The organism is Candidatus Tisiphia endosymbiont of Nemotelus uliginosus (assembly GCF_964264835.1).
GTDB lineage: Bacteria > Pseudomonadota > Alphaproteobacteria > Rickettsiales > Rickettsiaceae > Tisiphia.
This window is the reverse complement of record NZ_OZ183485.1, coordinates 1439636-1466472: the sequence shown is the minus strand read 5'-3', so window position 1 is coordinate 1466472 and position 26837 is coordinate 1439636. Positions and strand designations below refer to the sequence as shown.

General features: G+C 32.0%; 21 protein-coding genes and 1 tRNA gene. 10 read left to right on the top strand and 12 right to left on the bottom strand.

The window, feature by feature from the left end; translation table 11 throughout:
* Positions 1-7: 7 nt before the first annotated feature.
* Together ACFELV_RS06485 and ACFELV_RS06480 are read left to right on the top strand one after the other, a co-directional pair.
* Positions 8-1378, top strand: coding sequence for a 2-oxo acid dehydrogenase subunit E2 (locus ACFELV_RS06485; protein WP_375327253.1), 1371 nt, complete (start codon positions 8-10; stop codon positions 1376-1378).
* Positions 1371-4361 (top strand): alpha/beta fold hydrolase, encoded by a 2991-nt coding sequence (locus ACFELV_RS06480; protein ID WP_375327252.1) that lies wholly within the window; start codon positions 1371-1373, stop codon positions 4359-4361. The genes ACFELV_RS06485 and ACFELV_RS06480 overlap by 8 nt, the downstream gene beginning before the upstream one ends.
* Before the next feature lie 153 nt (positions 4362-4514).
* On the opposite strand, the gene ACFELV_RS06475 is transcribed toward ACFELV_RS06480, so the two are convergent.
* The 3 genes from ACFELV_RS06475 to ACFELV_RS06465 form a co-directional block, all read right to left on the bottom strand.
* Positions 4515-4958: a 4'-phosphopantetheinyl transferase family protein gene (locus tag ACFELV_RS06475; RefSeq protein WP_375327251.1), complete on the bottom strand. Its 444-nt coding sequence runs from the start codon at positions 4956-4958 to the stop codon at positions 4515-4517.
* Positions 4945-5181: a hypothetical protein gene (locus tag ACFELV_RS06470; protein WP_375327250.1), complete on the bottom strand. Its 237-nt coding sequence runs from the start codon at positions 5179-5181 to the stop codon at positions 4945-4947. Before ACFELV_RS06470 ends, ACFELV_RS06475 begins: the two co-directional genes overlap by 14 nt.
* 209 nt (positions 5182-5390) lie before the next feature.
* Positions 5391-6674: a hypothetical protein gene (locus ACFELV_RS06465; RefSeq protein ID WP_375327249.1), complete on the bottom strand. Its 1284-nt coding sequence runs from the start codon at positions 6672-6674 to the stop codon at positions 5391-5393.
* A gap of 182 nt (positions 6675-6856) precedes the next feature.
* Here ACFELV_RS06465 and ACFELV_RS06460 point away from each other — a divergent pair, with 182 nt between their 5' ends.
* Positions 6857-7813 (top strand): transposase, encoded by a 957-nt coding sequence (locus ACFELV_RS06460; RefSeq protein ID WP_375326263.1) that lies wholly within the window; start codon positions 6857-6859, stop codon positions 7811-7813.
* Between the two features lie 71 nt (positions 7814-7884).
* Here the strand turns inward: ACFELV_RS06460 and ACFELV_RS06455 are convergent, their stop codons facing one another.
* From ACFELV_RS06455 to ACFELV_RS06425, 7 genes are all read right to left on the bottom strand, one after another.
* Positions 7885-8685 carry a hypothetical protein gene (locus ACFELV_RS06455; RefSeq protein WP_375327248.1) on the bottom strand — a complete coding sequence of 267 codons (801 nt, stop codon included), beginning with the start codon at positions 8683-8685 and terminating at the stop codon, positions 7885-7887.
* A gap of 48 nt (positions 8686-8733) precedes the next feature.
* Positions 8734-9216, bottom strand: coding sequence for a hypothetical protein (locus ACFELV_RS06450; RefSeq protein ID WP_375327247.1), 483 nt, complete (start codon positions 9214-9216; stop codon positions 8734-8736).
* A 142-nt stretch (positions 9217-9358) separates the two neighbouring features.
* Positions 9359-9433: transfer RNA gene (locus ACFELV_RS06445), tRNA-Thr, on the bottom strand.
* A gap of 345 nt (positions 9434-9778) precedes the next feature.
* Positions 9779-11893: an AsmA-like C-terminal region-containing protein gene (locus ACFELV_RS06440; RefSeq protein ID WP_375327246.1), complete on the bottom strand. Its 2115-nt coding sequence runs from the start codon at positions 11891-11893 to the stop codon at positions 9779-9781.
* Positions 11894-12089: 196 nt separating this feature from the next.
* On the bottom strand, positions 12090-12563 hold the full coding sequence (locus ACFELV_RS06435) for an AsmA family protein (RefSeq protein ID WP_375327245.1): 474 nt from the start codon (positions 12561-12563) through the stop codon (positions 12090-12092).
* Between the two features lie 525 nt (positions 12564-13088).
* Entirely contained in the window at positions 13089-13793 is a 705-nt protein-coding gene (locus ACFELV_RS06430) for a class II aldolase/adducin family protein (protein WP_375327244.1), read from the bottom strand.
* A gap of 7 nt (positions 13794-13800) precedes the next feature.
* The gene (locus ACFELV_RS06425) at positions 13801-14976 is read right to left on the bottom strand and encodes a mechanosensitive ion channel family protein (RefSeq protein ID WP_375327550.1); all 1176 of its coding nucleotides are present in this window, start codon (positions 14974-14976) and stop codon (positions 13801-13803) included.
* A gap of 96 nt (positions 14977-15072) precedes the next feature.
* Here ACFELV_RS06425 and lgt point away from each other — a divergent pair, with 96 nt between their 5' ends.
* From lgt to ACFELV_RS06410, 3 genes are all read left to right on the top strand, one after another.
* A complete protein-coding gene (lgt, locus tag ACFELV_RS06420; protein WP_375327243.1) occupies positions 15073-15849 on the top strand; it encodes a prolipoprotein diacylglyceryl transferase in 777 nt (258 codons plus the stop codon).
* Positions 15843-16925 (top strand): class I SAM-dependent methyltransferase, encoded by a 1083-nt coding sequence (locus tag ACFELV_RS06415; protein ID WP_375327242.1) that lies wholly within the window; start codon positions 15843-15845, stop codon positions 16923-16925. Before lgt ends, ACFELV_RS06415 begins: the two co-directional genes overlap by 7 nt.
* 259 nt (positions 16926-17184) lie before the next feature.
* Positions 17185-19413 (top strand): hypothetical protein, encoded by a 2229-nt coding sequence (locus tag ACFELV_RS06410; RefSeq protein WP_375327241.1) that lies wholly within the window; start codon positions 17185-17187, stop codon positions 19411-19413.
* Between the two features lie 339 nt (positions 19414-19752).
* Here the strand turns inward: ACFELV_RS06410 and ACFELV_RS06405 are convergent, their stop codons facing one another.
* Together ACFELV_RS06405 and ACFELV_RS06400 are read right to left on the bottom strand one after the other, a co-directional pair.
* The gene (locus ACFELV_RS06405) at positions 19753-20811 is read right to left on the bottom strand and encodes a hypothetical protein (RefSeq protein WP_375327240.1); all 1059 of its coding nucleotides are present in this window, start codon (positions 20809-20811) and stop codon (positions 19753-19755) included.
* Positions 20812-20938: 127 nt separating this feature from the next.
* Positions 20939-22207 (bottom strand): MFS transporter, encoded by a 1269-nt coding sequence (locus ACFELV_RS06400; protein WP_375327239.1) that lies wholly within the window; start codon positions 22205-22207, stop codon positions 20939-20941.
* Between the two features lie 120 nt (positions 22208-22327).
* Here ACFELV_RS06400 and ACFELV_RS06395 point away from each other — a divergent pair, with 120 nt between their 5' ends.
* The 4 genes from ACFELV_RS06395 (at position 22328) to ACFELV_RS06380 (ending at position 26776) form a co-directional block, all read left to right on the top strand.
* A complete protein-coding gene (locus tag ACFELV_RS06395) occupies positions 22328-22747 on the top strand; it encodes a VTT domain-containing protein (protein WP_375327238.1) in 420 nt (139 codons plus the stop codon).
* 50 nt (positions 22748-22797) lie between these two features.
* Complete coding sequence (locus tag ACFELV_RS06390) at positions 22798-25722, top strand: PD-(D/E)XK nuclease family protein (RefSeq protein WP_375327237.1); 2925 nt, start codon at positions 22798-22800, stop codon at positions 25720-25722.
* 132 nt (positions 25723-25854) lie between these two features.
* Positions 25855-26598 (top strand): hypothetical protein, encoded by a 744-nt coding sequence (locus ACFELV_RS06385; RefSeq protein ID WP_375327236.1) that lies wholly within the window; start codon positions 25855-25857, stop codon positions 26596-26598.
* The gene (locus tag ACFELV_RS06380) at positions 26561-26776 is read left to right on the top strand and encodes a hypothetical protein (protein WP_375327235.1); all 216 of its coding nucleotides are present in this window, start codon (positions 26561-26563) and stop codon (positions 26774-26776) included. The genes ACFELV_RS06385 and ACFELV_RS06380 overlap by 38 nt, the downstream gene beginning before the upstream one ends.
* The last annotated feature ends 61 nt before the right edge of the window (positions 26777-26837 follow it).

Here is a 26837-nt window from a genome sequence, read left to right as displayed (position 1 = left end):
GGGTACTATGATATCAGAGGAGTATAGCGCTAAAAAAATAGATGTTAGAAGCATCCCTCCTAGAGTCAGGGCTTATTGCAAGCAGCATAATATTGATGAAGATATAATGGTTAATATTCCAGTGTCTAATACAATTTTAACAATTGAAGATGTAGAAAAATTCTTAGCACAACAATCATCGTCTAGACCAAGTGATATACTCCTCTCAGATGATTTTGCTGCTAGGCGCGATGGAGCGAAGCCTATAGATAATAGGCGAGCATTGAGCAACGACGCATGCAAAATCATATCCAAGGAGTATATGCGATATAAAGAAATGTGTTTCTCAGCCCAGCAACAAGCACTTAATCTTCATTTTAAACGCAGTGCTGACCTAGTTATTCCTGCTACATTAGTTAGTGTAATTAACATAGAGAATATAAAATCTTATTTATATTCAATGCTTAGTCACGAAATTACTGCCTACTCCTTTATTTCAGAATTCCAGTTATTTGCCTATTTAATAACTGGGATTTTAATGGAACATCCTAAGTTTCGTTCAAGAATAATAGACAATAAAAAGTTTTATGAATATGAGAATCTAAATCTTGGTATAGCAGTCCAAACTAAAAAACATGAACTTGTAACTGCTGTTATTCCTGATGCTAATCAATTAAGTATTGATGAATTTATCACGACTATGCGTCATAAAATAGATCTAGCAAGAAATGGTAATGATCAAGCTGCAAGTATTATTCCTCATGTTATAATTAGCTATATGGGATCGGGATCAGTGATCTTTGGATCCCCTGTGTTAGTAAGTCCAACAATAGCAACACTATTTTTAGGTGGCCCTATAGATAAGGCTCGACAAGGTATTTCTTACTTATCTCTTACCTTTGACCACAGGCTCATTAATGGTATGGATGCACAAAATTTTTTACAATCAGTAAATCAAAAGTTAGAAAAAATTAGCTTACAATCTTCTTGTCCACAAAATATAAATTATTTTTCAACTCCAAATACTACTACAGACAATCACAATGTAGTTAATAATTTTAAAAGTTGGTTTATAGAAACAATAAGTCTTTTATTAAATGTTAAAACTAATGAAATAGACTTGAATGAATCGCTAGGAATGCAAGGATTAGATTCTATAAAAGCTGTAGAACTAGCTAGTAATTTGAGTACTTATTTTAAAGTAGATATTCCACCTACTATAGTTTGGCATTATCCGAACTTCAATAGCTTAGTTCAACATTTAACAGAACGATTTAATTTATCAAAAAATGATAATGAAGTAGAGAATAATATAGATAAAATTTTTGATAATCTGAAAAACCTCTCACCATCGGAAATTGATGCTTTATTTAAAGAGATAGGATTTAAAAATGAATAAGGATTTAAAACAGGTTTTAGCAAGCTTAACTAAATCTCAACAAATATTATTATACGAAAAATTTAAACATGTGTCGCAGGTATCAGATCATACAAGTGATAATAAGGATTCAATTGCAATTACTGGTGTATCATTTCGTTTTCCAGGAAAAGTAGATGATAAAAATAGTTATTGGAAATTGTTAGCTTCAGGTATAAACGCTATTACCAAAATACCAGCTTTACGTTGGTCTGATTTTGATAATCGTGAATATTATGGTGGATTTATTGAGAATGTTGATTGTTTTGATGCCAGTTTCTTTAATATTTCACCACGTGAAGCGGAACTTATGGACCCGCAACAACGTTTATTATTGCAAATTGTTTGCCAAACAATTGAGGATGCTGGATACGCAGTAGGTTCATTATCTGGAACTAGAACTGGATTATATGTTGGAGCATTAAGTAATGATTACCAAAGATTACAAAAGAAATTTAATATAGAGCATAGTTTTACTACTACAGGAACATCATTTTCAATGATTGCCAATAGAATTTCTTATTTATTAAATTTAAAAGGACCGAGTTTAGTTATAGATACTGCGTGCTCTAGCTCATTAGTGGCTCTGCATCAAGCAATTAATGCAATCAAAATGCAACAATGTGATCAGGCTTTAGTAGGTGCTACAAACTTACTATTATCTAGTGATTGGTTTATGGAATTTAGTAATGCTGGAATGTTGTCTCCTACAGGTAATTGTAAAACATTTGACTGTAATGCAGATGGATATGTAAGAGGTGAAGGGATTGCTGCTATAATGTTAAAACCTTTAAATAAAGCATTACTTGATAAAGATCATATTTATGGCATAATTTTAGGTTCTGCAGTGAACCATGGTGGTAAAGCAAATTCTTTAACAGCCCCAAATCCAATATCTCAAAAGGAATTATTAATTGAAGCATATAAAGTTTCTCAAATTCCAGCTTCTACAATTAGTTATGTTGAAGCTCATGGTACTGGCACTCCTTTAGGAGACCCGATTGAAGTTGAAGCATTAAAATTAGCTTTTTCAGAATTATTAATTGAAGAACAGGGCTTACAGAATTCAAAACATTATTGTGGTCTTGGATCTGTTAAAACAAATATAGGACATCTAGAGGCTACCGCTGGATTAGCAGGCTTAATAAAAATATTATTGTCTTTTGAAAATAAACAATTACCTGGGCTAGTAAATTTTACCGAATTAAACCCCAAAATTAATTTAACTGATAGTCCATTTTATATTGTTAAAGGTTTACAAGAGTGGAAAAATTTACTCGATGTAAATCATTTACCTATACCACGTAGAGCAGGTGTCAGCTCTTTTGGTTTTGGGGGAACAAACGCACATATAGTACTTGAAGAAGTACCAACACAAAATATATCACAACAATTATCCAAATCTTCCTATTTAATTACTCTATCAGCAAAGACCCAGGAATCTTTACAACAAAAACTTGTTGATTTAAAGATTTGGATTACCACGATGATAAATCATGGAGAATGTAACACTAATAGAACGTTAGAAAATATTAGCTATACCTTAAATATTGGTAGAGATCATTTTAAGGTACGATGTATGATGGTAGTAAGCTCAATACAAGAATTAGAAGCAACATTAAAGTTAGTTAATCAAGAACAGAGACCAAGCAATTATTTAATTGGCAATGCTACTCTGCAACTACGAGAATTAACTGATGATAAATTACTTGCAAAAATTATTGATGAAATCCGGGATGATCAGTCTTGTAATATTGCTCATTATCGTAACAACTTAATATTATTAGGTGATTTATATGTTCAAGGATATGCAATTGATTGGCATATTTTACATCAAAGAGAAACTAAACAACGGATTAGCTTACCTACTTATCCGTTTCTTAAAGAACGCTATTGGATATCTCAGCAAGATGTTAAGCTATCAACAACAAGTGATATAAAATTTTCATCTAATATTCAGATCATTACGAAAATAATATCTGAATTTCTACAAATTGATGTTGTTAAATTACAAGAAGAGGAATCTCTTGACAATTTTGGAGTTGATTCAATAGCTCTTTTGAGCATTTTAGAACAATGCAATCAAGTATTCGGTATGAGTATTATGCTTGATCAAATTGCTGGTATTAAAACAATTAAATTATTAGCTAATGCTTATAAAAACCAAAAAGGTATGGATGATACAATTGTTGTTACTGAGAACGAATCCTTAATTTCTGCTTCAATTAAACTTACAAATAATCTTAAAAAAGATGAAATATTTTTAAAATATCAAAAAGTATTTTTAAATTATCATGAATTACAAATATCTTTACTTCCTATTTTTAAGAGTACAAATATTGAAATTTTTAGAGCTGGTGCTGGAGAACCTATTGTCTTTTTACCACCTCTAGACTCTATTGCTTCAATTTGGAGAATGCAATTTATAGAATTTGTTAAAGATTACGAGGTTATTTCACTTCATTACCCTGGATATGGTATAAGTGATTTTACATATAACATTGCTAATTTAGAGAGTATATCAGATATAATAATAGAGATGCTTGATAATTTAAATATTAGTACACCAGTGCATTTAGTAGGATGGTCTCTTGGAGGCTTAATAGCTCAAAAAATAGCAATAAAGTATAGGGAACGAATTAAAACATTAACTCTAGTTAATACAACATCTAAACTTATGTATAATGCAGATGTAGAGAGTATTACTTTAATTCTAAAACTATTAGAAAAGGATTTTAATCAATATAATTCTAGTAATAATCAAAAACTGAGTCCAATTACTATGGAAGATATTAAGGGAGCAAATAATCTTGATATAACTTTTCATTATTTTAATGAGGTATTTAAACATGATTATAGAGATAAGATACGTTCAATTAATACTCCTACTCTAATTATTGCGGGAGAACAAGATATGTTAACAACAGTTAAAGATGCAGAGTACATGCATAATAAAACATTCTAGGTATTTCCCATTAAAATCTGCTGGGCACTGCATCCCGCTATTTAATTCAGAATTTTTCAATAAAAAATTATATTCATTTCTTACATCATCTTAGTATAATCAACTATTATCTTCTCTTTATTAACGTGAGTTCGCGTTGTCTAGCCTCCTTACTTAATCATCTTCTCCCGCAATACAAGCAGAAATATAATATTCATAATTATATTGTAAATTTATGATCTTGTTCCCATAATATAATAACTCGTTTCTTTGAATTATCAGTTCAGGGAATTTAGAATCCATCATGCCAACACCAGAACACTTTAAAATTGCTTCTTTAGTAGTCCAAAGTTGATAAAATCTTCTAATTGAATTTTCTTCCATAAGCCAAGAAATTTCACGATCTGATGCAAAACACTCTAGTAAAGGTAGGTAATCAAACTGATAATCTATAAATTCTATATCAACTCCAATCTCTATATTTTTGCTTAAGGCAATAATGGCTAAATTTTTTGAATGCGAGATATTGAAACTAATATCATTTGTTTTTAAATAAGGCTTGCCAAATTTTTTATATTCAAAATGGATCTGAGAAATATCTTTATTAAAGAAACTCACCAATTATGTATTTTGCTAAAACCCGACATATTGCAAATTTACTAGATAAGGTAAAGTTTACAAATTTTTCACATCTATGTTTTTCTTTATCATTTAAGAAATGTTTAGCTATCATAAATTCTGTGTTATTGATGTTACTTAAATCTATTATAACAAAATGACAATGATGTATTTTACTATCTAAAATTTGTATTCTATTCTGTAAGATATTTAATGATTGCATAAGGATGACCCATTTCGACTTTATAGACTCCTAAACTAGCATCCCATTTACCTGATGCTCCCAAAACCCCTTAAATTTACCATTTTGAACTACCAGTAGTGCTAAAAAATTGCCCTTTTCAACAATAAGTAATGATCACCAATGCCCTTTACCTTACCAACAATAGAAGACGTACACTTGCAGAATTTCAGCAAACCCTAGAGGCCAATTTAACATATAGCACTAATAGCAGCTAGGTCAATATGTCCCATTAAATTACTTTCTAGGCTAACTTGCTGTGAGCAGGTTAAGTCATTGAAGGCATAGTACTTGGGTTGTATTGACTCGTATGAGTATAAATCTGCAGAATCGCTATGCAAGTTTGGATAGTCATAGACAACTACATCTTTACCAGTGGATTTACAGCCTGCCAATTTTGGGGTATATTCTAAAACTACTTTACCATCTTGACCCCATTGTTTTACAGGAAAGTAAGTAAATTTTTCTTCATGACTAAAATTCCTAAGAGGATGCTCCTCGATAATTCTCGTTAAATTTAAATAGTTTAAGCAGGGGGCTACAATCAGTGTTCCTATTTTGTTATATAAGTATTGTGTATAATACCAAGCTCCTGTTTGTACTATTTCCTCTTCTTGGGCACGATCAAATAGTGCCAAATTTACTTTACCAAAATGTGGGTTAGAAGTATTAATAAGGTTAGGTTTACCAACAAATACTTCACAACATGCTCTACATTTTTCTATTTCTTCTATACTAATTTTAACGTTATTAGCAGTTTCATACTCTTTGAGAGCTTTCATTTGCGCATTTTCAGTACCAGGACTATCAAAGGTAGTAGATTTGCCAACTTTTCTTCCTGCCAATTGAGCTAACATTATCATATAATCAGATGGAAGAGCCCCAAGCGAATGACCGCTAGTACTAATTGTATAATCATCACTAAATTCGTGCATTATCCGTTGAAGCGTTGCTTTAGCTGGTGCGAACTTGTAGGGGGTACTACCGACAGCAATGCACAAATCATCTATCGCATCATAAATACTAGGCACAGTACCTGCAGAAGCTATATGTACTTCTTTAGTATTGTGATTTACTAACGCCACAGCCTTGTATCCATACTGAGCAGTTTCAGGTCTATCAGAAGATTTAAATGCTATTTGCCAACCTGTACCAATTAAATTATTGCCCATTAAATTTAATTCTTTTCTAGCAAATTTGTGGCCATTGGGCACTTCATAAGCAAGGTCGGTAGTTTTGTGAGCAAAATTCAAAATGCTGATATTGTGGCCTATTGGCAATTCCTTTCGATCAACCAAAATATATTCATCGGGAAGATCATCATTGCTAACCTCCATGTTCGGAGCCACAACAACATTATTATTGATGTCTATAAGTTTAGCTTGAACTTCACTATTTCCTAAAATATCTTCATCTATAATGGCCTCTTGCTGAACTGCAGCAATTTTACTGCCAAATACCCCGCTTATACTCATCTCCCCTCCTCTTAACACTTTATTTTTAAACCGTTTAATACGGTCCAGTAAAAGCTGATTATATACTAAACTTTTAAAATATACAATATTTTTATTATAATTATCTTCACCCGACTTAAATTGCTAGAAGTAAAAAAGCGTGATAATATGATCTCCAAATATAATAATCATTGGAGAATAAGATGCGAATATTTACTGGAGGAGTAGCTCATATAGCAAAGGTAATTGAAGAGGATTTAGGTAGTCGAGTTACTGGTTTGCATAAGTCGCATATAAGTGGGATTGCTGATTTGGCAGCATCTGCATTAAGCTGTAGCAGCGTCAATAGTGGAGAGTGGATTGCGGTATTGCCCCGTAAGACAGGAGATGTTAAATCGAAAGAAAGGTATATTAGTAGATTGTTATCTAACTGTTTGATAGAACCTAAGCCGGTTATGCATGGTTTTGTTCCGGAAATAATTACGATGGCCGCTAGCAAAGAAAAGACTGCTATATTGATATTGGACCAAAGTAAAATATCCACTAATTTTGAATGTTTGATGATTTCGTTGAGAGTTGGTGAAAGAGCCATGCCAATTGCATGGAAGGTTGAAAAAACTCAAGGAGCCATTGGCTTTGAGGTGCAAGAATCATTAATCAAGGATGTAGCTAAAATGATACCTGAAGGTGTTAAGATCTTGCTTGCAGCCAATCGGTTTTATGGTACACACTCGTTAATTAATTTATGTCAATCTCTTGGATGGAGCTATCGAGTAAGACTTAAATCTAATCTTATACTGATGCAAGAAGGAGGGGAAATCACTACAGGTGATGCAGTCAATATGAAGCTGACATCTTTAGAAAATCAAACTTTTCACAATACCAATGTTACAACTAATATAGGTATTTTACAAGAAGCTGGTTGCAAAGAGCCGTGGATTATTGCTATGGATTGCCTACCATCAAAATACAGAGTACTTGATTATGGGATGAGATGGGGCATAGAATGTATGTTTTCTGATTTTAAATCACGAGGATTTTCTATAACCAAAACACATTTACAGCATGAAGATAGGATTGAACGTCTTATTTTAGTACTGACTGTTGCTTTATTTTGGGCTATCTCTACTGGGGCTATATCTTCAAAAAAAACTTTATAGATCCACAATATCACTATTTAAACAGGGCTTAAGATTCTTATTACATGCCGCTCTCAACCTACCTGAAATACCTAAATTATGGCTCTATAAATATTCAGTCGGGTGGTAAGATCTGACAAACTGATATCTTTTAATAATTGCAGTTGATACTGTTCTTGCTCATCTCCCTTCAATTTACAAGAAGTTAATAACTCATAAGCCATATTAGGCTCAAATACTCCTGCTATTTTTCTCCTTAATTGCGCTTGCTTGCTAATATCCGTGCTGCGTTCTATTTTTTCCAAATATTGCTCCTTTAGTTTTTCAGGATCGCTAGATTTGAACTGAAAATTGCTGTTATTCACCTTGCTACTCTCTCTTAGTTCATGTGTTAAAGCCTTGACCATATAGTTCAATAGCACTTTTTTATTACAAAAATGATGATTAGGATACTGATCTGCTAATTTCAATAACAGCTTGTTGATGAAGCTGAGGTTAAACTCTCGATTTGACCTGATCTGTAGTAAATTAGCATCTTCTTCAGTTAGTGGATGGAAATCTGCTAATCTTTTTCTTTTGAACCAGCCCTTATTGTTCAAAGGCGCTGAAAGGGTAGAGTAAGGTGATACTGTTATCTCACTAACCCTGGTATCAGCAATTTTCTGCATCACAGGCCTAAGGCTAGTAGCTAACAGTATTGCAGTTACTCTGGCATTTTCAGTAAGCTCCTCCATTTTGCTAATCCTCTCTTCTGCTTGCACCTTGCTAGGAGGAAGAGTTCCTTGTGATCCTTGACAGGATGATGCTATTGGTAGTTCTACTTGCCCTTTGTGCTGTTCTATTTGTTCTGGTTGTTTTTTTACAAGTTTATTTCTATTATTAGAGTTTTCCAAAAAAAACAGATTCGCTAGCTCTAGATATATTAGATTTATTATTAATATCTATAATATTGTGTGCCTGAAATTTTTTTCAGCTTCATGCGAAAATTTTTTCGGGTAAGGCTGAAAATTTTTTGCCAATTTTATGCATGGAGTGTTACGACATTTAACATGTTGTTTAACTACAGTTGCATTATACAATTGAATAAAGCCACTTTCTTGTAATTCAAGCATACATTGTCTGATACGTCTTTGACAAACTCCAAGTGCCTGCTCAAAGAAATGATAAGATTCTTGTAATTCATCATCTTGGAGATTGTTACCGCTATTATGACAAACCTGAAGGCGGAAAACTACTAGCGACAATAATTGCTTAGCAGTTTTGCTGAAAGCTTTGTTGCCACTACCTTGAAGATCACGCCACTTTGGTGGTACAAAATTACCGACGAAATTATAAAAGATAGTATCATTTTGGTTGCTATTAACATTACTATTAGTATAGGTATAAGCGACGGTAGAAGAGGAAGAGTTGACTAATTGCTGCATAATCCCTCTACCTCTGCACATCAGTTTTGATAAGGGTTTTAGAGCAATTATCGCCAGCTATTTGGGCTAGCCTGAACAGCATATGACCAGCATATGGCATTGTGGAGGAAATTGTTACATGGCGCAAAGCGTGATAAGTATGTGGTGCCGCTAGGAGGAATCGAACCTTCGACCTCATCATTACCAATGATGTGCTCTACCTCTGAGCTATAGCGGCGTTAGTAGTGAGCTGAGTGCAATATAACGCAGATAGAGCGGTCTATTGGAGATCAATAAACACAATCAGGTTATCGTGAGCTTATACGCTATATTAGCTACTATACTAAAATATAATTCTACTTCAAAATGTAAATTTTATTCAAATCATATTTTGAGAATAAGTGAAGTTAAAATCCCTTTATAGAAGCTTTTTAAGAATGTCCGGAACCCTATATTAGCAGCAACTTAGTTTGTTAAGCATTATTTATATTCTTATCAAGAAACCAAGATTAAATATGGCGGGGCTTTTTATAAATAATACGCTCTTTTTGCCATATCTTATCTTATTAGTCAAGGAAAAACTTTATTTAAATAATCCTTTCAATTCTTTGCCTATATTTTGTAGCTCTTGCACTGGGCTTTTATTAGAAGCAGGAGCAGAAGAACGATCCTTTTGTACTTCGTCAGTGTTTTGACCTTGCTCTACTCCAATAAGATTTTTAAGAAGTTCTACAGGCTTTTTACTTTGCCCCGCCTTTTCAATTACATTACTCAATACATTCTTGATTAAATATTGTTGCAGAAGTTGAGTATCCAGCTTATGCTGAATATTATTAAGGGCTCCATGAAACCGGACCTTGAATGGTGGTAAGGATTTTTTAATGTCTAAAGCAACAATACCTTCAATGTCACAATAATATTTTGGAAGATCAATATTACCTTGCGCTGTCATTTCTGATTCCTCAGACGATAATTTACCTTGTACTATATTTGCGACCCCATTTTTTATTTCAGTAGCAAGAATTAAGTTTTGAAACCTTGTTTCACCGCCAGAAAAAGAGATATCTAAAATTTTTAAGATACCTTCAAGATTTTTAGTTGTTTTCAAGTTATTTAATATTTTTTGTAAATCAAATCCGCTTATCGCCCCTTCTGTAGCTGTTAGAGTTGTACTCCCACCTAAATTATTGACATATTGTAATTGACTGTGCCCCAATGTATTGATGCCAGCTCTAAAATTCACCACTCCTTGAGTCACTTTAATCTTTCCCTCTTGCTTTATTATGTTCCTTAACTGAGCTCCTTTAAGGTTAGTGTTTAAATTAATGGCTTGATTATTGTGAGAGGAAATTTGTCCGCTTAGTTCTATCTCGCCTCCATATAATTTGCCGTTTAAATTAGTAATATTAAGAACACCATTTGATAATGACATAGTAGTTTGGATAGTATCAAATATTAAATCTCCTTTAATAATTTTCTGGATATACAGGGTTAAATTGCCATTAAAACTCTTTAAAAATGATAAATCTATTTTATTTCTACTCCAAGGCGTGGAACTAACAGGCTTATTAGATTGCTCGGTACTAGTTCCTTGATTATAATTAACAGATTTATTATTAGTCGGGCCATTGCTTAAAGCATCGAGATTTAAAGAAGTTATCTTGATATCTGAAGAAATCTTGGGCTGAGCAGCGGTTAAATTGATCTCGATATTCCCAGTAAGGCTGCTTGGGCTATTTTTCACCGTTACTGCTAATTTATCTATATTAATTTTTATAGTTTTAGCTATATCTCCTTTTAAATGCCATAGGAGAGAGTAATTACCAAATGGGAGGGTAGAGGCAGAAGAAACAGTTAATTCATTTATTATACTGCCTAAATTCTCTCCACTACTTTGAATTGTTAAATTAGGTTTAATAGATTTTTCGATAGCAATGTCACCTTGTATATTAGTAGTAGCGTTTAAAAACATGAGAGTAGTATTAGTTTTAACACGGCCTTTGTCTGCAGACGTTTCACCTGTAATGACTAGATCGTTAAGTTGAACAGGTAAATTGATTGCCAGTAAACTAACGAGTGCAGGTATGTCATGAGCGTTTAAGCTATAAGTCGCTAGCATATTCTTCTGCCAATTCTTTAGCCTCAAATTTCCTTTTAAATTCGCTTTACTAATACTTAAATTGATATCATCCAAAGAAAAATCTTGATCGCGATATAAGGCGGAAGTAGAAAAAACAAACGGCTGATTTAATAAAGGTTTAGGAATAGTGGCAATATTAATTGCTAATTCATCAAATAAAGGCTTTAAAGAAGTGCTGGTAATAGATAATCTTTCATAAAAATTATTATTATTTTTTTCTTTCTCAAGAGGGGTAATCTTAATATCTATATTACCAGGATTTAATTTAAGTTGTAGATCTAACTTGTTATCTTCAAGAGAAAAATTAGCATTACCATTAGCAAATATTTTACCGGATGACAACTCAATGTCGTGAAACTTTAATAATTTTTTATTTAGCTCAATATTAGAAGTTACTTTATGATCTGCGCCATTAAGAATTTTTATGGCCGGGAAAATATCTTGCAGTTTCTGGGAATTACCTGCTACCGTAACTTGTCCAATAAAACTGACATTCTCCCGCTGCAAATTACCTGATATAATAATTTTTTCCTGTAAGATATTTACATGAGATTGCAACGCAATAATTCCTTGCTTTTCTTGGATATTACCTTCAAGGTTATAATGTTTTCCTAAAGAATAAAATTGACCAGATATATTGGAAGGACCGTGCAGGTTTTTTACCTCTAAGTTATCAATATCTATAGTAGTGGCGGAATTCCCCTCCTTCTTATTATTGCTAAAATCAAAATAATTTACCTTACCCTTAAATAGCTTAATTGAACCTATATATTGAAGGTAAAGTGTTGTTGGGATTGATTTTTACTGCCTTATTATCAGCTTCTGCCTCACTACTCACATCGCTAGAAAATTCCCAAGAAGCTGAGCCATTCGGTAAACGCTCTAAGTTAAGTATTGGTTGGTCAATATTAATGGCTGTAATATTGATATTACCCTTAAGTAAAGAAAATAGAGAAACAGCAACTGACAGTTCCTTTACTTCTAATAAAGAATTAATATGAGCCCCTGGTAGGGAAGAAAGGGATACTGACTTGAGTTTTATAGAGGGAGTAGGGAGTAAAGAAAATGTAATATCGCCATTAATTTGTAATTCTCTTCCTATTGTTTCTCTAACTTTAGCAATAGCCATTCCTTTGTAGGAATCTAAAGAAATAAAATAAGGGATTATTAATAGTATAATAACGATACAGCCGATGAATATAGCGCTGTATTTTAGAAATTTTTTCATTTTAACTCTCTAGTTATTATATTATAAAACAGAATTTCATCTTGGAATTAAACGATTATTTATATTAGTTAAGTAGCGGCAAAAGGCAAGAGGGTTTTACCCTCCAAAAGCCCTAAGCAAATATAGATAAACTATAATATATAATATAATAAGAGAAATAACTGTAAAACAAACAGATGGTATCACTACGGTTTTGATAAACCATCTAAGTTCAGGTTTGAATATTTTTTTCATTCTAATGCTCTTTTTATCCTAACATGAAATTTTATCCCAAGGTGATATGTGATTGCTTTAAACACGGATTTGTAACGCAAGCAAACATAGAGTTTACATACTGAGATTAAGCCCACACATAAAAAAAATAATACCACACCAATATCCAAAAATATTTCCCCCAAATATAATATATAATATGATCGATAATATAACAGAGAATCCTATAATACAAATAGAGCTAAAATAAAGCAACGGTATAACTGTAGTTTTAATATAATGATATATACTCATTTAGTACTTCCTTCATTTCTACGTTTTCCTCTGCTTAACTAAATTAAGCCAAGCCAGCCAATCGCGCTTCCCTAGATCCTCTTCAAATGCTAGCAAATCTTGCACCGATTTTCTACAAATTTCTGGGGGCGGCACAATTAAAGGTTGGTTTGTTGAAAGAGCCAATATTTGAGTTTTACAAGCTTGCTCTAAATGGTATGTATAAAACATAGCTTCATGGATTGTTCTGCCGCTTGCTAAGATTCCATGATTACGTAAAAACATTACATAATTTTTTCCTAAATCCTCAATCAGTTTATCTGCTTGTTTTCCCTGAAGTAGCAGAGAATCATATTGATGATAGGATAATTTGTTATAAAAATGTAGCGCCCATTGACTTATAGGTAGCAATCCTTCGCTCATAGCAGAGACAGCAACCGTTGCAGGAGTATGTAAATGAAAAACCGCTTTTATATCTTGCCTATTTTTATATATATTACCATGCAGGATATAGCCGGTTTCGTTATAGCTATATTCACTTCCTTCTAGTACTTGGCCATTTAAGCTAATTTTTAATAAATTATCTTTTGTCACTTCCTCAAATCTTAAACCAAAAGGGTATATATAATAAAAATCTTCACCTGTAGGCCGTGCTGATAAATGGGTATAGGTATGGTCATCTAAGGCAAGTAGGGCTAAAATTTGGTATGCAGCAGCTAAGTTAGATTTGATTTCTAAAGTCATACTATTATTATTTCTGAAATGTCTTTAATTTAAATTGCGGTAGCACTGCAAGTAAGTGATCAAAAATATCTGCTTGGATATTTTCATACATATTTAAATCCATCTCATTAGTAAAAACGTATAATTCTAGAGGTAATCCACTAGTGGTTGGAGCTAATTGCCTTACTAAAAAGGTAAAACCTTGCTGATATATTGTAGAATTATTTTTTAAATATTCAGTGATATATAACCTAAATATTTTTAAATTGGTTACACTATTTTTTTCCTCTTTTATAGTAATCTTCTCTATCGCTTTTTTCATAAGGTATGGAGAGCTTTGTAAATCGTCTAAAAATACATTAGGAACGAATACAACGCTATTCATATCTAGGTAAATTGCTCTTTGAATCTTTTGGGCCGCTACTTCTTTTATACCCCGATAATTTACTACATTAGTAGTTAAAAGGCTACTCGTTGGAATGGTAGAAATAGATTGATCTGTATTTCTGATCTTAGTTATGGCAATGGTAATTTTTTCTACTGTTCCTTCAATATTTAACTGCGCGATTCTAATATAATCGCCAATTCTTATTATATCGTAAGAAATAATTTGTAAGCTTGCTACTAAACCTACCACACTATCCTTAAACAGAAAGGTTAATAATGCTGCTGCTGCACCTAAACTTGTAAAAAATGCTCTAGGCGAAATATTTAAAATATGAGCAATAATTATGATAGCAGCAATGCTAATAATAATCATTTTTAGTACTTGTACACATAGACTTAAAGGTGCACGCCGTACGAGAGGAACGGCTTTTTTCTTTTGATATATATCAAAAGCGCTATCAATTCCTGCTAAAGTTAGCAGCGTAAAAGAGATGCCAGTATAAATTCCTATTACATTATTCTTAAGTGCATTGATCAAATGAGGGGTAGATAACAAATATGGGTTAGCGAAAGAATTTATTATGTTATTCCAAAAGGTAAAATATAAACTCAATAATGTGTGTAGTAAATAAGTATATATAGAATATTTTTGTAGTATGATTTCGTACTCCCCACACCACTTACTGACATAACCTTTAATTATTGTAGATATGATTTTTTTAATAAAGAAGATCGCTGGAATAATGGAAAGCATAAACAATATCAATGATATAATTTCAAAACTATATTTATGATAAAAATCTATAAAATATTCTATTGTCATATAAATTAACCATTTTACACTTAGGATACTATAATATATATGTTATATTATTTCGCTAAATAATAGTCTAGCTAATTTAAATTATAGTATATGATTTTTCCTAATGTTAATCCTGTAGCTTTCTATGTGGGGCCATTTGCCGTTCACTGGTATTCCATAGCCTATGTTTGCGGTATAATAATTGGTTGGTTTTATGCCCAGAAAATTATTAACAAATTTCAAATTAATATTACCTCTAGAAGTCTAGAAAATTTTGTTACTTGGGCTATCTTAGGAATAATAGTTGGAGGAAGATTAGGGTATGTATTACTGTATGACCCGATTAAATATTTTTCTGAGCCGATAAAAATTTTAAAGACCTATGAAGGAGGAATGTCGTTTCATGGCGGCCTATTAGGTTTAATAATTGCTAGCTATCTTTTTTGTTATAAATATAAGATTAAGTTTTTATTACTGGCAGATATATTAGCAGCCATTGCTCCTATCGGTTTATTCTTAGGAAGAATAGCTAATTTTATCAATGGAGAATTATATGGTAGAGTGACAGACATGCCCTGGGGAGTGGTGTTTCCAGCTAGTGATTTACAATTAAGACACCCTAGCCAATTATATGAAGCTATTCTTGAAGGTATTATATTATTTTTAATTTTATTTTATTCAACCTTTAAATATAAAACTATAAAAATTTTGGGAATAAATTCTGCTATATTTCTAATATTTTACTCAATATTTCGCATTATTATAGAACTATTCCGGGAGCCAGATCTACATATTGGCTTTATTTATCATAATTTCACTATGGGGCAAATTTTATCTTTCCCTATGTTAATATTAGGGATATATTTGTTAGTACGAGTTAAATGGTAATTCCGGCGCAAATAAAAGGCCTAATTAAACAGCATGGTCATATTACAGTGGCAGAAATGATGCAGTGCGCTATGTCTGCTACTCCTTATTCTTACTATCAAAAACAAGATCAACTAGGAAAGCAAGGAGATTTTACTACGGCGCCTGAAATTTCACAACTTTTTGGTGAAATAATTGCTTTATGGGTTATTGATCGGTGGTACCAAATGAATTGCCCCACCAAAACTAATTTAGTAGAATTAGGACCCGGTCAAGGGACTCTAATGAGAGATGTGCTGAAGGTTGCTAAATTAGTGCCAGAATTTTATCACTCACTAGAAATAGAATTAATTGACATTAATCCGCATTTTGTTAAGAAACAGCAAGCAATTCTTCAACAATTTAGTGATACTACGACCTTAAAGCACCTAGCTGCAGTGCAAGATATTGCTAAGATACCTTCTATTATAATAGCCAATGAATTTTTTGATAGTTTACCCATTAAGCAATATATTAAAAGTAAGGATTTATGGTATGAAGTGGTGGTACGCCTTGATTCGGCTAACGAGCAACTAAAATTTGATCAACGCATAATTACGCAAGCGCTACAGACTAATCTGCTCCAAGTTTACTATAACGCAGTTGAGGGAGCGATAATAGAAGTATCAGCCCAATCTCAAGACATTATAAGATTTATTAGCGAGCATATAAAGCGCTATGGCGGGGGGGCTCTTATTATTGATTATGGTTATGATATTAATCCGCTGATAAGAACCCATATTCAATATCCCTCTACCTTGCAAGCAATAATGAAGCACCAATATTGTTCAGTTCTAGATAATCTAGGCACCGCTGATTTATCAGCCCATGTTGATTTTCATGAATTAAAAACAGTAGCTAGAGATATAGGGATTAATGTGCAAGACACCATAACCCAACGTGATTTTTTAATTGACAATGGTATTTTGCTGCGCAGTCAACTCTTAAACAATAAATTACCGTACAACGAAGCAAAGGTAATCTCACGACAAGTTGACAGGTTAATCTCGGCTGACAAAATGGGTATATTGTTTAAGGTATTGAGTCTTTGCTCGTAAGTAAAACTATAAATTAAGGGATATTACGTAATGAGGTATTGTAGGAACAGAAACAATAGAGAGAATTAAGGTCTAATACCATTTCCCAAAACTAAATTAGCACTAGGAGTACGAGTGCCCGCTACCACACTACTGGACAAAAATATACGTGAGGAGCAGGAGATCATGAAGTACAGCGACGTGATAATTAGTTTTCGGAAATGGTATAAAACAATTGAACAAAAGAAAGTATACCAACTAAATCTAAGAGTATTTATCAATGAAATCTAAGAGTTTTACTAACCACGATATAAAAAACAATAAAACTAAGAAAAAATTACAATTGTTTTTTATAGAGGAATATTGTCCTCAATATAAAGATATCAATCTGTTCAATCAAACAATAGATAATGATAAACTATTAGAACAAATTGAAAAAGATTTAAATAGAAGGTTGAATCTTTTTATTCACGATTCCAATTCCGCTGCTGCAGATAATATCACTAATGTAGTTGAGAGTATGAAAGAGAGAATAACAAAAGATTCCCTGTCCACTTCAGACTTATGTCAAGAATTACAAAGTACATATAGATTATCTTTAGGACAAGCCAATTATATTGCAATTTCTAGCACTCAAGGAGGAATAGGAGGATGTTATCCAAGTGATATAATTGCTAAAATTAAACCTGATGTAACCATGTTAATTAATAAACCAGGTACTTTGTCTCAAATCATTATAGATGAAGATAACCATGTCCAATATATTGGAGGTCAAGTGATATTATTTGATCAATCTATAGAAAAATGGTCAGAAGTGCTGAATAAATCAGTAGGAATTGAGAATTATCTATTAGAAAAAAGTACTGATCAAGTGATTTTATATGTAACAATTAATTTAGGTCCTTTAGGGCAAGACATAACTACCCGTCCCGAAGTTCGAATTGACGTAGCTGGTGCCGGCATAAAAGGCTATGACTTTATAAAACAACTTCGTTCCATTAAAACTAAATGTAACAACACTGCTGCTGCAGAGATTAAGTTAAATTATATAACACTATCAGACTTTACTATATATAAGAATAAGAGTGATGAAAGATGTGAGCTTGCACTAAGAACAGAGCAAATATGGTATGACATAGATCTCACTGCAAGTGCATCATCTAGTGAATCATTATCAGTAGAACAAATGATTCAAGAAAGTAATATAGATGCCTGTTTAAAAACACGCTCTACCTTTTATGTAAGCATGGATTCCCTGCAAGATTTTGTAGGATTAGAAGGTGATAATACAAATACCAATAAGTTGTCTAGTACATTCAGTTTTTTGACCCAATGTATATTATCTAGTGATACATTATCACTCAATCAGGAACAAGAATCTTATGAGGTAAGTTCAGATTTTATACCTATTACAAAACCACTAGCAGCCCGAGATAGTAAAATAGTACCACATGCTGAAACTAGCATTATATCATTAGGGGACAGAATAACTGTGCAGGATAGTAATCAAGAGGAATGCTATTCTCAAGCCCAAGTTGCCAAGATTGTAAAATATATAATACCACAAGAAGGCAATAGATTAGCAATTATAGAGTCTATTAGTCAACTTGAAAAATTCTTGAATAGCGGTGATTTGATGAATAAGCCTGATATCAATATAATATTATATAACTTAAATGCAATACATTGGGTGACTTTTTGTATTACAAAATTACCAGAAGAGATTATCATTTTATATAAAGATTCTTTGGGTAATGATATTCCAGAAGAGATAAAAGAGAGCATTACCCAATGTTTTAATGACTATCCAGTAAGATTTGCGGTTCATAGGGAGCAAGAGCAAAATGACCGCAGCAGTGGCGGTCCTATGGCCATACGTAACATACAGATTATATTACAAGGGTTGCAGCAGAATAAAGAAGAGTTTATTCACCAATTTACCCAAACAAAATTTTGTACTCAGCAAGATGTTGCGCAATATAAGGAAATTTTTGATCAACTTTCCATATCCTCAAGCCAACAAGATTTAGCAATAGCATTAAAGCAAGACAATAATAGCAGTATTATAATAAGAAAAAAGTTATTAGAAGAAACGAAACATTTAGATATATATCTCCAGAAAATTAAGAAAGATAAGGATTATGTTGCATTAGTAAAAATACAAAATCATGAAAATTTTATTCAACACTTAAACAAGTATTATGAACCCTTCCTAGGCTCTCAATTACTTAATTATTTGATAATATCCTATTCGTATTTAGGAGAGAGTGGAAATCAATACATATTGGAAGATATCCAGTATTATTTAGTTACAGTAGGGAACATACCAGTCATTGATTGGCTCATCCGATATGAAAAACTTGATCCACTATTATTGCTGGATAATGCTATATATCACTATGCTTTGCCAGCCTCAGATCAAGCTAACAAATCTCGTATGTGCACTGTCATTCAACATATATTAACCGACGATAAGATCATCAATTATTTCACTTTACAGAATATTTAAGCATTACTTCATCAGTTCACAAACCCTAAAATAAATGAGAGTTATTCATTAGATTCCAATAATGTAAGAACAATATTATCTTTTATAGATTCGGTCATTCAAGAGAACTGGAGTAAAAAATTAATAGAATTATTCCATCCCACTACTAATAACCATATAAATAATGCCGAACAAATTTCTGTACCTACTTTAGGATCGGAGGAAGAGAACCTAGCCAATACACTAGTTTGACCGTATCTGCAAATGTAGAGATGCAACTTCGAGTAGAGAATAATTGTCCAAACTACACTCTTCATTTAAGAGCAGTATATAGAAGTAGAATTTCGCAAGAAGTCTGTTTTATTGCCCTATTATGCTGATATCTACTTCTACTTTATCTTCTTGGATTAGATGGTCCGTTGTGAAGCTAAGGTTATTTACTTCAATCTCTATGTTATTTTTTTGTATTCCTCCAACTGGTGGTAAAGTCATACCAACCGCTTCTAGGTTTTTAATATTATTATAAAATGTTTCTCCTGGATACCAGTATAAAAAAGTTTTTAATTCGCTATACCAGGAATCAAGTAGTGGATTTATTGCCTCAGAAGTTATAAATTTTAAGCTATTCACTATGTAGCTGTGTTTAATAATATTAATTAACTTATTGTTAATGTATTGGAGAATATTGCCATCTTCCTGATATTCAGCTAGCAGGGTTAAGCAGCTTCCACACAGTTGGGTAGTATGGGCTAATATGGCCTTGGCTTCAACAGAATTGTTATGTGATATATTGTCAAATAATATAGAATGCAAACATAATAATTGATATAAATCCTCGGGCACAATGTCCTGATGTAAGGTGCTTGTTAATGCGACTACTTTACGTTGGTAAAGATGTAAATAGTGAAGGCTCTCAAAATGATCTATCCTTCCTATTATTTTAGGAAACTCTAAAACGTGACCACGTGCTACTAATAAGTTATTGCAATATTCAGTAATGTCAATAAAAAGCTTGTTAGCAAAAAAGCTTTTCTCTATATAAGTAAAAATATTATTAGTGCTATTATAACTTGTGGATAAATTGGCCGCAGCTTCTTCTGTAATAGGGTTATCGCATGGCTTCCATTCAGAGATTAGGCTTATTTTTTCTATTATTTTTCTAAGTTGCACATTTTGTATAGGACTTTTAAATAATTTATTAGCTAATTTACTGGAAATTGTTTCTAGTACGCAGTTAATGACACAAAATTCACTAAATGTTATTTTAGACGTGATAAATTTCGGGTGTTTGACTACCTGGATATAAATATTTTGTAAAATTGTCATTAGTTCAAAAACATTCAGCAATTTAATATTTATATGGTCTTGCTCGTCCCAAGTGCCTAAATTTGTTATATTATTGGATAAAGAAATTTGCATAACATTCTAGTGGTCAATTAAAAATCTTTATCATACACCAGCTAATAGTTGAATACAAAAGAGTTTTAGGGAAGAGAGAACTTTTTATAGATGTCTAGGTTGGGTTGACACAATTAATAAGGGAACACTATACGCTATCCTTGTTTGAGGCTATATCAGTTTTAACTTTAGAAAATAAGTATAAAAATATTAAAATTCCAATAAAGCAACAGACGGGGATAGTAGAAATCGCAATAGTAAAATCATAACGGTTATAGATAGCCATCCCTACCTCATCTATAGCTCCATTCCATGTATAGTTTATGGCGTGACTCATAAGCTTATGGAAAAAATATCCAAATGCCATATTAATACAGTTAGCTATCGCGATTGCAAGACCTGCCGATTTATCACTCACTAAACTGCTAACAATACTAAAAATAAGGACCTGATAGCAACAAAATATTCCTAGCAGAAACATTAGTAAGCAGCTAGTATAGAACCCTAATGACGGGATATATAATAAAATGATAAAAATAACTATCATCATTAAGCCAGATATTATAATAATTAGATTAGATGATTTGACTAAATTTGAAGCCATAGCAAGTATTGGCCCGCCAAAGCACATGCCAGTATATACGAAGGAGGTAACAAAACTACTTTCTATATCATCCATATTATAAATTTGTTTAAAGAAAGGAATAGCCCAGAGATCAGAGAAGCCTTCTAATGCTCCCACCATGAGTCCACCAGCAATACCAATCAATAAGATAGTTGGATTTAATAAGAGCTTAAATATAGAAATATTGGTCACCCTATCCGTTCTAGGTTTGCTTTCAATCTCACTATCACCTTTTACTAGCAGAATCACTATGCCGATAGTAAGCGCCACTATAGCTAAGCTATAAAAAGTATTTTGATAACCAAAAAAATTGAATAACAGCTTCATTGGCGTCAGCCCAAATACTGCGCCTATCAAACCAAAAGTAAAAGAAAATCCTATCATTAAAGCGTGATATTTTAATGGAAAATAAGCTGTACTAATTTTAGCGACGGATAAAAAACCTATAGCTGAACCAGCTCCAATCATTAATCTACTAACTAGTAAAAAATTAAAATTGGTACTCGTAATGAAAGCTAAAGTACCAAGGGAAGTAAGGAGGATGGATAAGAACGTAACAATCCTAAAATTAAATTTATCTAACATTAGGCCAATTGGTAATTGCATTCCTGCATAACCTAAGTAATAATATCCCGCAAGAGTGCCAAATGCGATAGTATCAATAGAAAATTTTTGCATAATTTCTTCTCTAAGGATACCAACAGGAAGCCTTAATATAAATTGAAAAGCAAAAAATAAACTAGCAAAAAACCATAAGAAAAGTGGTTTGCGTAAAGAGGAAATTTTATTCACATGATTCACAGGAAAATATTTATATATTTTTGATTTGAAAGGAAAGGATTATATTATAGCATTATGTTTACAGCAAGTTTTTTATAGAAATCTTAATATATTTGTAAATAATATAGCAACATGAAACAAGAATCAGTATATTCCTTACTGTTTACCGATAGTTTATTAGGTAACTTAGCAGTAAATTTAGATGGTGAGCTAATAGTGCATTCTATTATTGTTTTTAATAATAATAATTTATTGATATTAACCATCGCAACAATTGCTTCATTATTGGCAATTATTATAAATTATTTATGCGGCAGAATATTATCTAGAATTTTTGTTCATTTATCGGCTGCGCGATCTTATAATAATTTTCAGTTATTTGCTCAATTTTGCTCAAAATATAGTATATTTCTGCTTTGTTTGACAATGTCTCCCTTAGGCAGTAAATGTATTCCTTTAATTGCTGGTTTTGTTAAAACAAGTTTTTGGCGCGTTTTATTTATTAGCACCTTGGTTAAGTTATGTTATTATACCTATATAATTTACCTGTAATTAATCACAACAGATCAATAATATTATAAACCCTATAGTATCAAATATTAATGAATCTATATAGAGTAAGCCCATGTTTACCATTTTTAGAGATATTAGCTGATTTTATTTTAGATAATTTCAGGAATAAAGATGCTATCAATAATCTTAAGGTGATATTACCAAATGGAATAGCTTGTTCAAATTTACAAGCTATCTTAGTTAAAAAACAGACTTTGGCAATTTTACCTAAGGTGATCCCACTTTCTAATATTATAGCTGACGGGGAGGAAATATTTAAAATCCCTGCCGAAAATTTATCCGAGATAAGCTTGTTGCAAGAGAAAATAATTCTAACAGAAATTATTTATCATTACCCTCAATTAAAATTTAGTACCGCGCAAGCTTTGCAATTTGGTTCTATAGTAGCTGAATTATTTTATGAGCTCGCTTGTCATCATTTAACTATAGAGGATGTAAATGTTATAGAACAAAAAAACTTATCACCTCATTGGGATGCAATTTATCAGTTTCTTCAATACACCTATCATGCCTGGCAGAAAAAGCTAATATCCTTACGAAAACAAGATAGGATAAAATGGCAAATTACTATGTTAGAGGCAGAGATATCTAGATTAAAAGATCCTAACTGTAGTTTAATAGTGGCAGGAATAGTGGGTGCTGATCAGGTATTATGGCGTTTTTTAAAAGAGGTGGTAAGTGTCTCAAGAGGCTTTGTCATTTTGCCCCCGATTGATAATATCCCAAATAACTTATTTACCAAACCAACAATTGCAGAAGACGATGGTTTATATACCTTTAAAAAGTTATTAGGATTTTTAGATTGTAATTTATCTGACTGTCAGCTATTAAGGAGCGATCCTTCCTATAATACTGTTTTCAATAAACTGATTACAGCATGTAATCAAGAAGAATTGAATGATCAAAACGTACAATACCCCACTAGTATAAAATATATTGCACTGGAGGATATTTTTGAAGAAGCTGAACAAATCGCGTTATTATGCAGACAATCTATTAATAAAAAAATAGCAATTATCGTAGATAACCCGCTGATTAAATCATTTTATAGTAATTTTCTCACTAAATATTCTTTAGAATTTCACGATTTAATAGGCACTAATTTATCGCAAACTTTAATTAGCTCCTTAATTATTTCTATTAGCGAAATATTATGTAACGATTTTGATCTAAAGAAACTATTTTTGTTATTAAAAAATCCTTTAATTAATTCGCGATTAGTTCAAGAATTAGAGCTTTTAATTAAAGGTAAGAATAGATTTATTTTAAGCACGTCACAATTACAGGCGTTAATAGACAGTTCTAATAATAATGAATTAATAAAATGGGGTAGTAAATTAATCAAGTTACTTTATCAAGCAACTAATAGTAATTTTATTAAAATATTGAAATCTTCAGTGAAAATTGCTGAAACACTATATCGTGATATTTGGTATGAAGCTACAGCTTTGCCTCTTGCAAATTTTCTCTCTGAACTAATACGAAATAACTGTAACTTAATATTAGAAGATAAAAAATACTTTCCTGAACTACTGAACATATTAATGAAAAGTTATAAGTATTTTGAGTCTCACCCCTCTACTCCTAATATAATTATCGGTAAAGTAGAAGATTTAATATTATTAAAATTTGATTTAGTAATATTAGCTGATTTTAACCAGGGAAGTTGGAGCGGTGATTCATCCATTAATCAGTGGATTAATGAGCAAACTTTACAGAAATTACAGATGACTCCCACTAAGGCAAAAACTGCTATATATCAATATTTTTTTTATTTATTCCTACATAACCCCGAAGTAATAATTACTAGAGCCAAACGACAAAATGGCAAATCAGGGATATTACCTTCTAATCTATTATTAAAATTGGAGTTTTTTTTAGGAGATAAGTTAATCAGGCAATCCCCTATAATAGCCGATAATATTTCAAGTCAAGATAATATTACTTCTTTAAATATACTCAATGGCTTTCAAGAGTTGGAAATGAAAAAACAACTCTTGAAAGCCGAAGAATATACCCACGATTATATTTATAGTCCTATTTTCCCTGATACCTTATCGGCGACTAATATAGAGATGTTAATTCGGAATCCTTATAGTTTTTATGCTAAAATGATACTGAAATTAAGACCTAAAGAGATAATAGGACAAGATCCAAAAATATCTGAATTTGGGATTTTTATTCATAAAATTTTAGAACAATATTCTAGAAATTACGATGAATCAATATCAGATCATCTACAATTCATATTAGAGATAAGCTATGATATTCTTCAAAACACTACCCTACCTTCCTATACTAAAAAAATATGGCAAACTAAGTTTATGCCTATAGCAAAATCTTTTATAGAATTTGATGCAGAACGTAGGAAACATTTTAAGTATATTTATCCTGAATGTAGGGGAGAAATTGATCTCACTATTGGAGATAAAAAATTAAAGATTATGGCTGTAGCTGATAGGATAGAAGTAAACGAGCAACGACGTGCAGTGATTATCGATTATAAGACTGGCACTTTACCAAGTAAAAAAGATGTAGAATCAGGTTTATCTCCTCAATTAATTATTGAAGCCTTAATCTTGCTGGAAGGAGGGTTTGGTATATACTCACATGATCCCCAGAATTGGAACGTAAAACAAGGGGTGGGTGCGCGTAGTAGAGATATACTACATGAGCACGCGAATACCCTGAAGTTTTGCGGAGCCAATTCTGGGGAGCAAAAGAGTATACAAGTTGTGGAGGTACAGCAAATTATATATGTAAAATTCTCTAGCTCTCCGCCATATATTCAAACTGTAGAAATTGATATAAGTAACGAAGCATTAGCGGCGCATCATCATGGTATGCGGCATTTACTAGAATATTATGTAATTAATAAACACTTTTCTTTAGGGATTGATTTATTAACCTATAACGATTATACGCATCTTGCTAGAACAATAAAGAAGTTATAATGTTCTAACTTTTGTGTGCTTTAATTAACGATAGCCAATTTTCCTTAATCTTTAGTTAATAAATAGTTGATTAATTAATCATTATTAACTATAATGTTTTTTCTATAATTAATAATAAATGGAGATTTAAGAATGACAACAACAAAAGGTTTAAGAATGATAACAGAGGAGACGGTTGCTAGCAACGAATGGCTCTATGATGAGATGATATGCCTAACATCGGCACAACAAGAATATAAAGAGACACATACTACATTACTTTTCCACGAGTGGTTATTACAATCTATAGAGCAATATCCTAGTGATATTAGAGGACTTGTTTGTACAAATGATACAACTCTAACAGTGTTATCAACATTGTTACAGTCTTCTAAAATGAGGAATTTAGAAACAGTATTTTTTTCGCTAGGGAGATTAATTGACGATAACCCGGATTTTATAGACCAACTACCAATACTTTCAAGTTTTACACATCTCAAAACACTTAAAATAAATAAAACCACAAATCTAAATATTCCCCTGCTTAATAAAATGCTACCCTATTTAAATAAATTAGAAGATCTCAACTTATTTGACAATAACATAGATTCTCAAGATTTAGTTAGTATAATAGAGACAATAGGAAAAACTAATTGTCCAGACTTAAAATCCTTCACTATAATAGGTAATGAATTAGGGAAAGAAGGAGTAATAGCGTTAGTAGAAAATTTTGCTGATCGAAATCTTCTATTACGTTTACCGCCAATAGCCCTTGAGAATCTTAAGCTTCTTAACGAATGCAAAGATGGTATCACTACTTTAATAATGTATAATATTCCATCAGTAGAGGATATACAAAATGCTCTACCCAGCCATCACCAGCATCCTTGGTTTTAATATACAACACTCTAAAATACATTGCTTGCAATATGCTCCAAAGGATCTTACTAATCCACAGGCTCCTCCTAAGATTTTAGATGTATTTCATCCTGGTATCCAAATTGATAGCACGCAAATAGTAGGAGAAGTACATCACTTCAAGGCAGATGAGGAGCATGTTAGCTACGATTACTAACAAATTGCATTTATTCTTTAAGTTTTGCATTATATAATTTGTTATCCAAAAAGAAAAAACT

Coding starts and splice junctions, on each gene's coding strand:
- ACFELV_RS06485 (WP_375327253.1), top strand. CDS start 8: ATGATATCAGAGGAGTATAGCGCTAAAAAAATAGATGTTAGAAGCATC.
- ACFELV_RS06480 (WP_375327252.1), top strand. CDS start 1,371: ATGAATAAGGATTTAAAACAGGTTTTAGCAAGCTTAACTAAATCTCAA.
- ACFELV_RS06470 (WP_375327250.1), bottom strand. CDS start 5,181: ATGCAATCATTAAATATCTTACAGAATAGAATACAAATTTTAGATAGT.
- ACFELV_RS06465 (WP_375327249.1), bottom strand. CDS start 6,674: ATGAGTATAAGCGGGGTATTTGGCAGTAAAATTGCTGCAGTTCAGCAA.
- ACFELV_RS06460 (WP_375326263.1), top strand. CDS start 6,857: ATGCGAATATTTACTGGAGGAGTAGCTCATATAGCAAAGGTAATTGAA.
- ACFELV_RS06450 (WP_375327247.1), bottom strand. CDS start 9,216: ATGCAGCAATTAGTCAACTCTTCCTCTTCTACCGTCGCTTATACCTAT.
- ACFELV_RS06435 (WP_375327245.1), bottom strand. CDS start 12,563: ATGAAAAAATTTCTAAAATACAGCGCTATATTCATCGGCTGTATCGTT.
- ACFELV_RS06430 (WP_375327244.1), bottom strand. CDS start 13,793: ATGACTTTAGAAATCAAATCTAACTTAGCTGCTGCATACCAAATTTTA.
- lgt (WP_375327243.1), top strand. CDS start 15,073: ATGATTTTTCCTAATGTTAATCCTGTAGCTTTCTATGTGGGGCCATTT.
- ACFELV_RS06415 (WP_375327242.1), top strand. CDS start 15,843: ATGGTAATTCCGGCGCAAATAAAAGGCCTAATTAAACAGCATGGTCAT.
- ACFELV_RS06410 (WP_375327241.1), top strand. CDS start 17,185: ATGAAATCTAAGAGTTTTACTAACCACGATATAAAAAACAATAAAACT.
- ACFELV_RS06405 (WP_375327240.1), bottom strand. CDS start 20,811: ATGCAAATTTCTTTATCCAATAATATAACAAATTTAGGCACTTGGGAC.
- ACFELV_RS06395 (WP_375327238.1), top strand. CDS start 22,328: ATGAAACAAGAATCAGTATATTCCTTACTGTTTACCGATAGTTTATTA.
- ACFELV_RS06390 (WP_375327237.1), top strand. CDS start 22,798: ATGAATCTATATAGAGTAAGCCCATGTTTACCATTTTTAGAGATATTA.
- ACFELV_RS06385 (WP_375327236.1), top strand. CDS start 25,855: ATGACAACAACAAAAGGTTTAAGAATGATAACAGAGGAGACGGTTGCT.
- ACFELV_RS06380 (WP_375327235.1), top strand. CDS start 26,561: ATGCTCTACCCAGCCATCACCAGCATCCTTGGTTTTAATATACAACAC.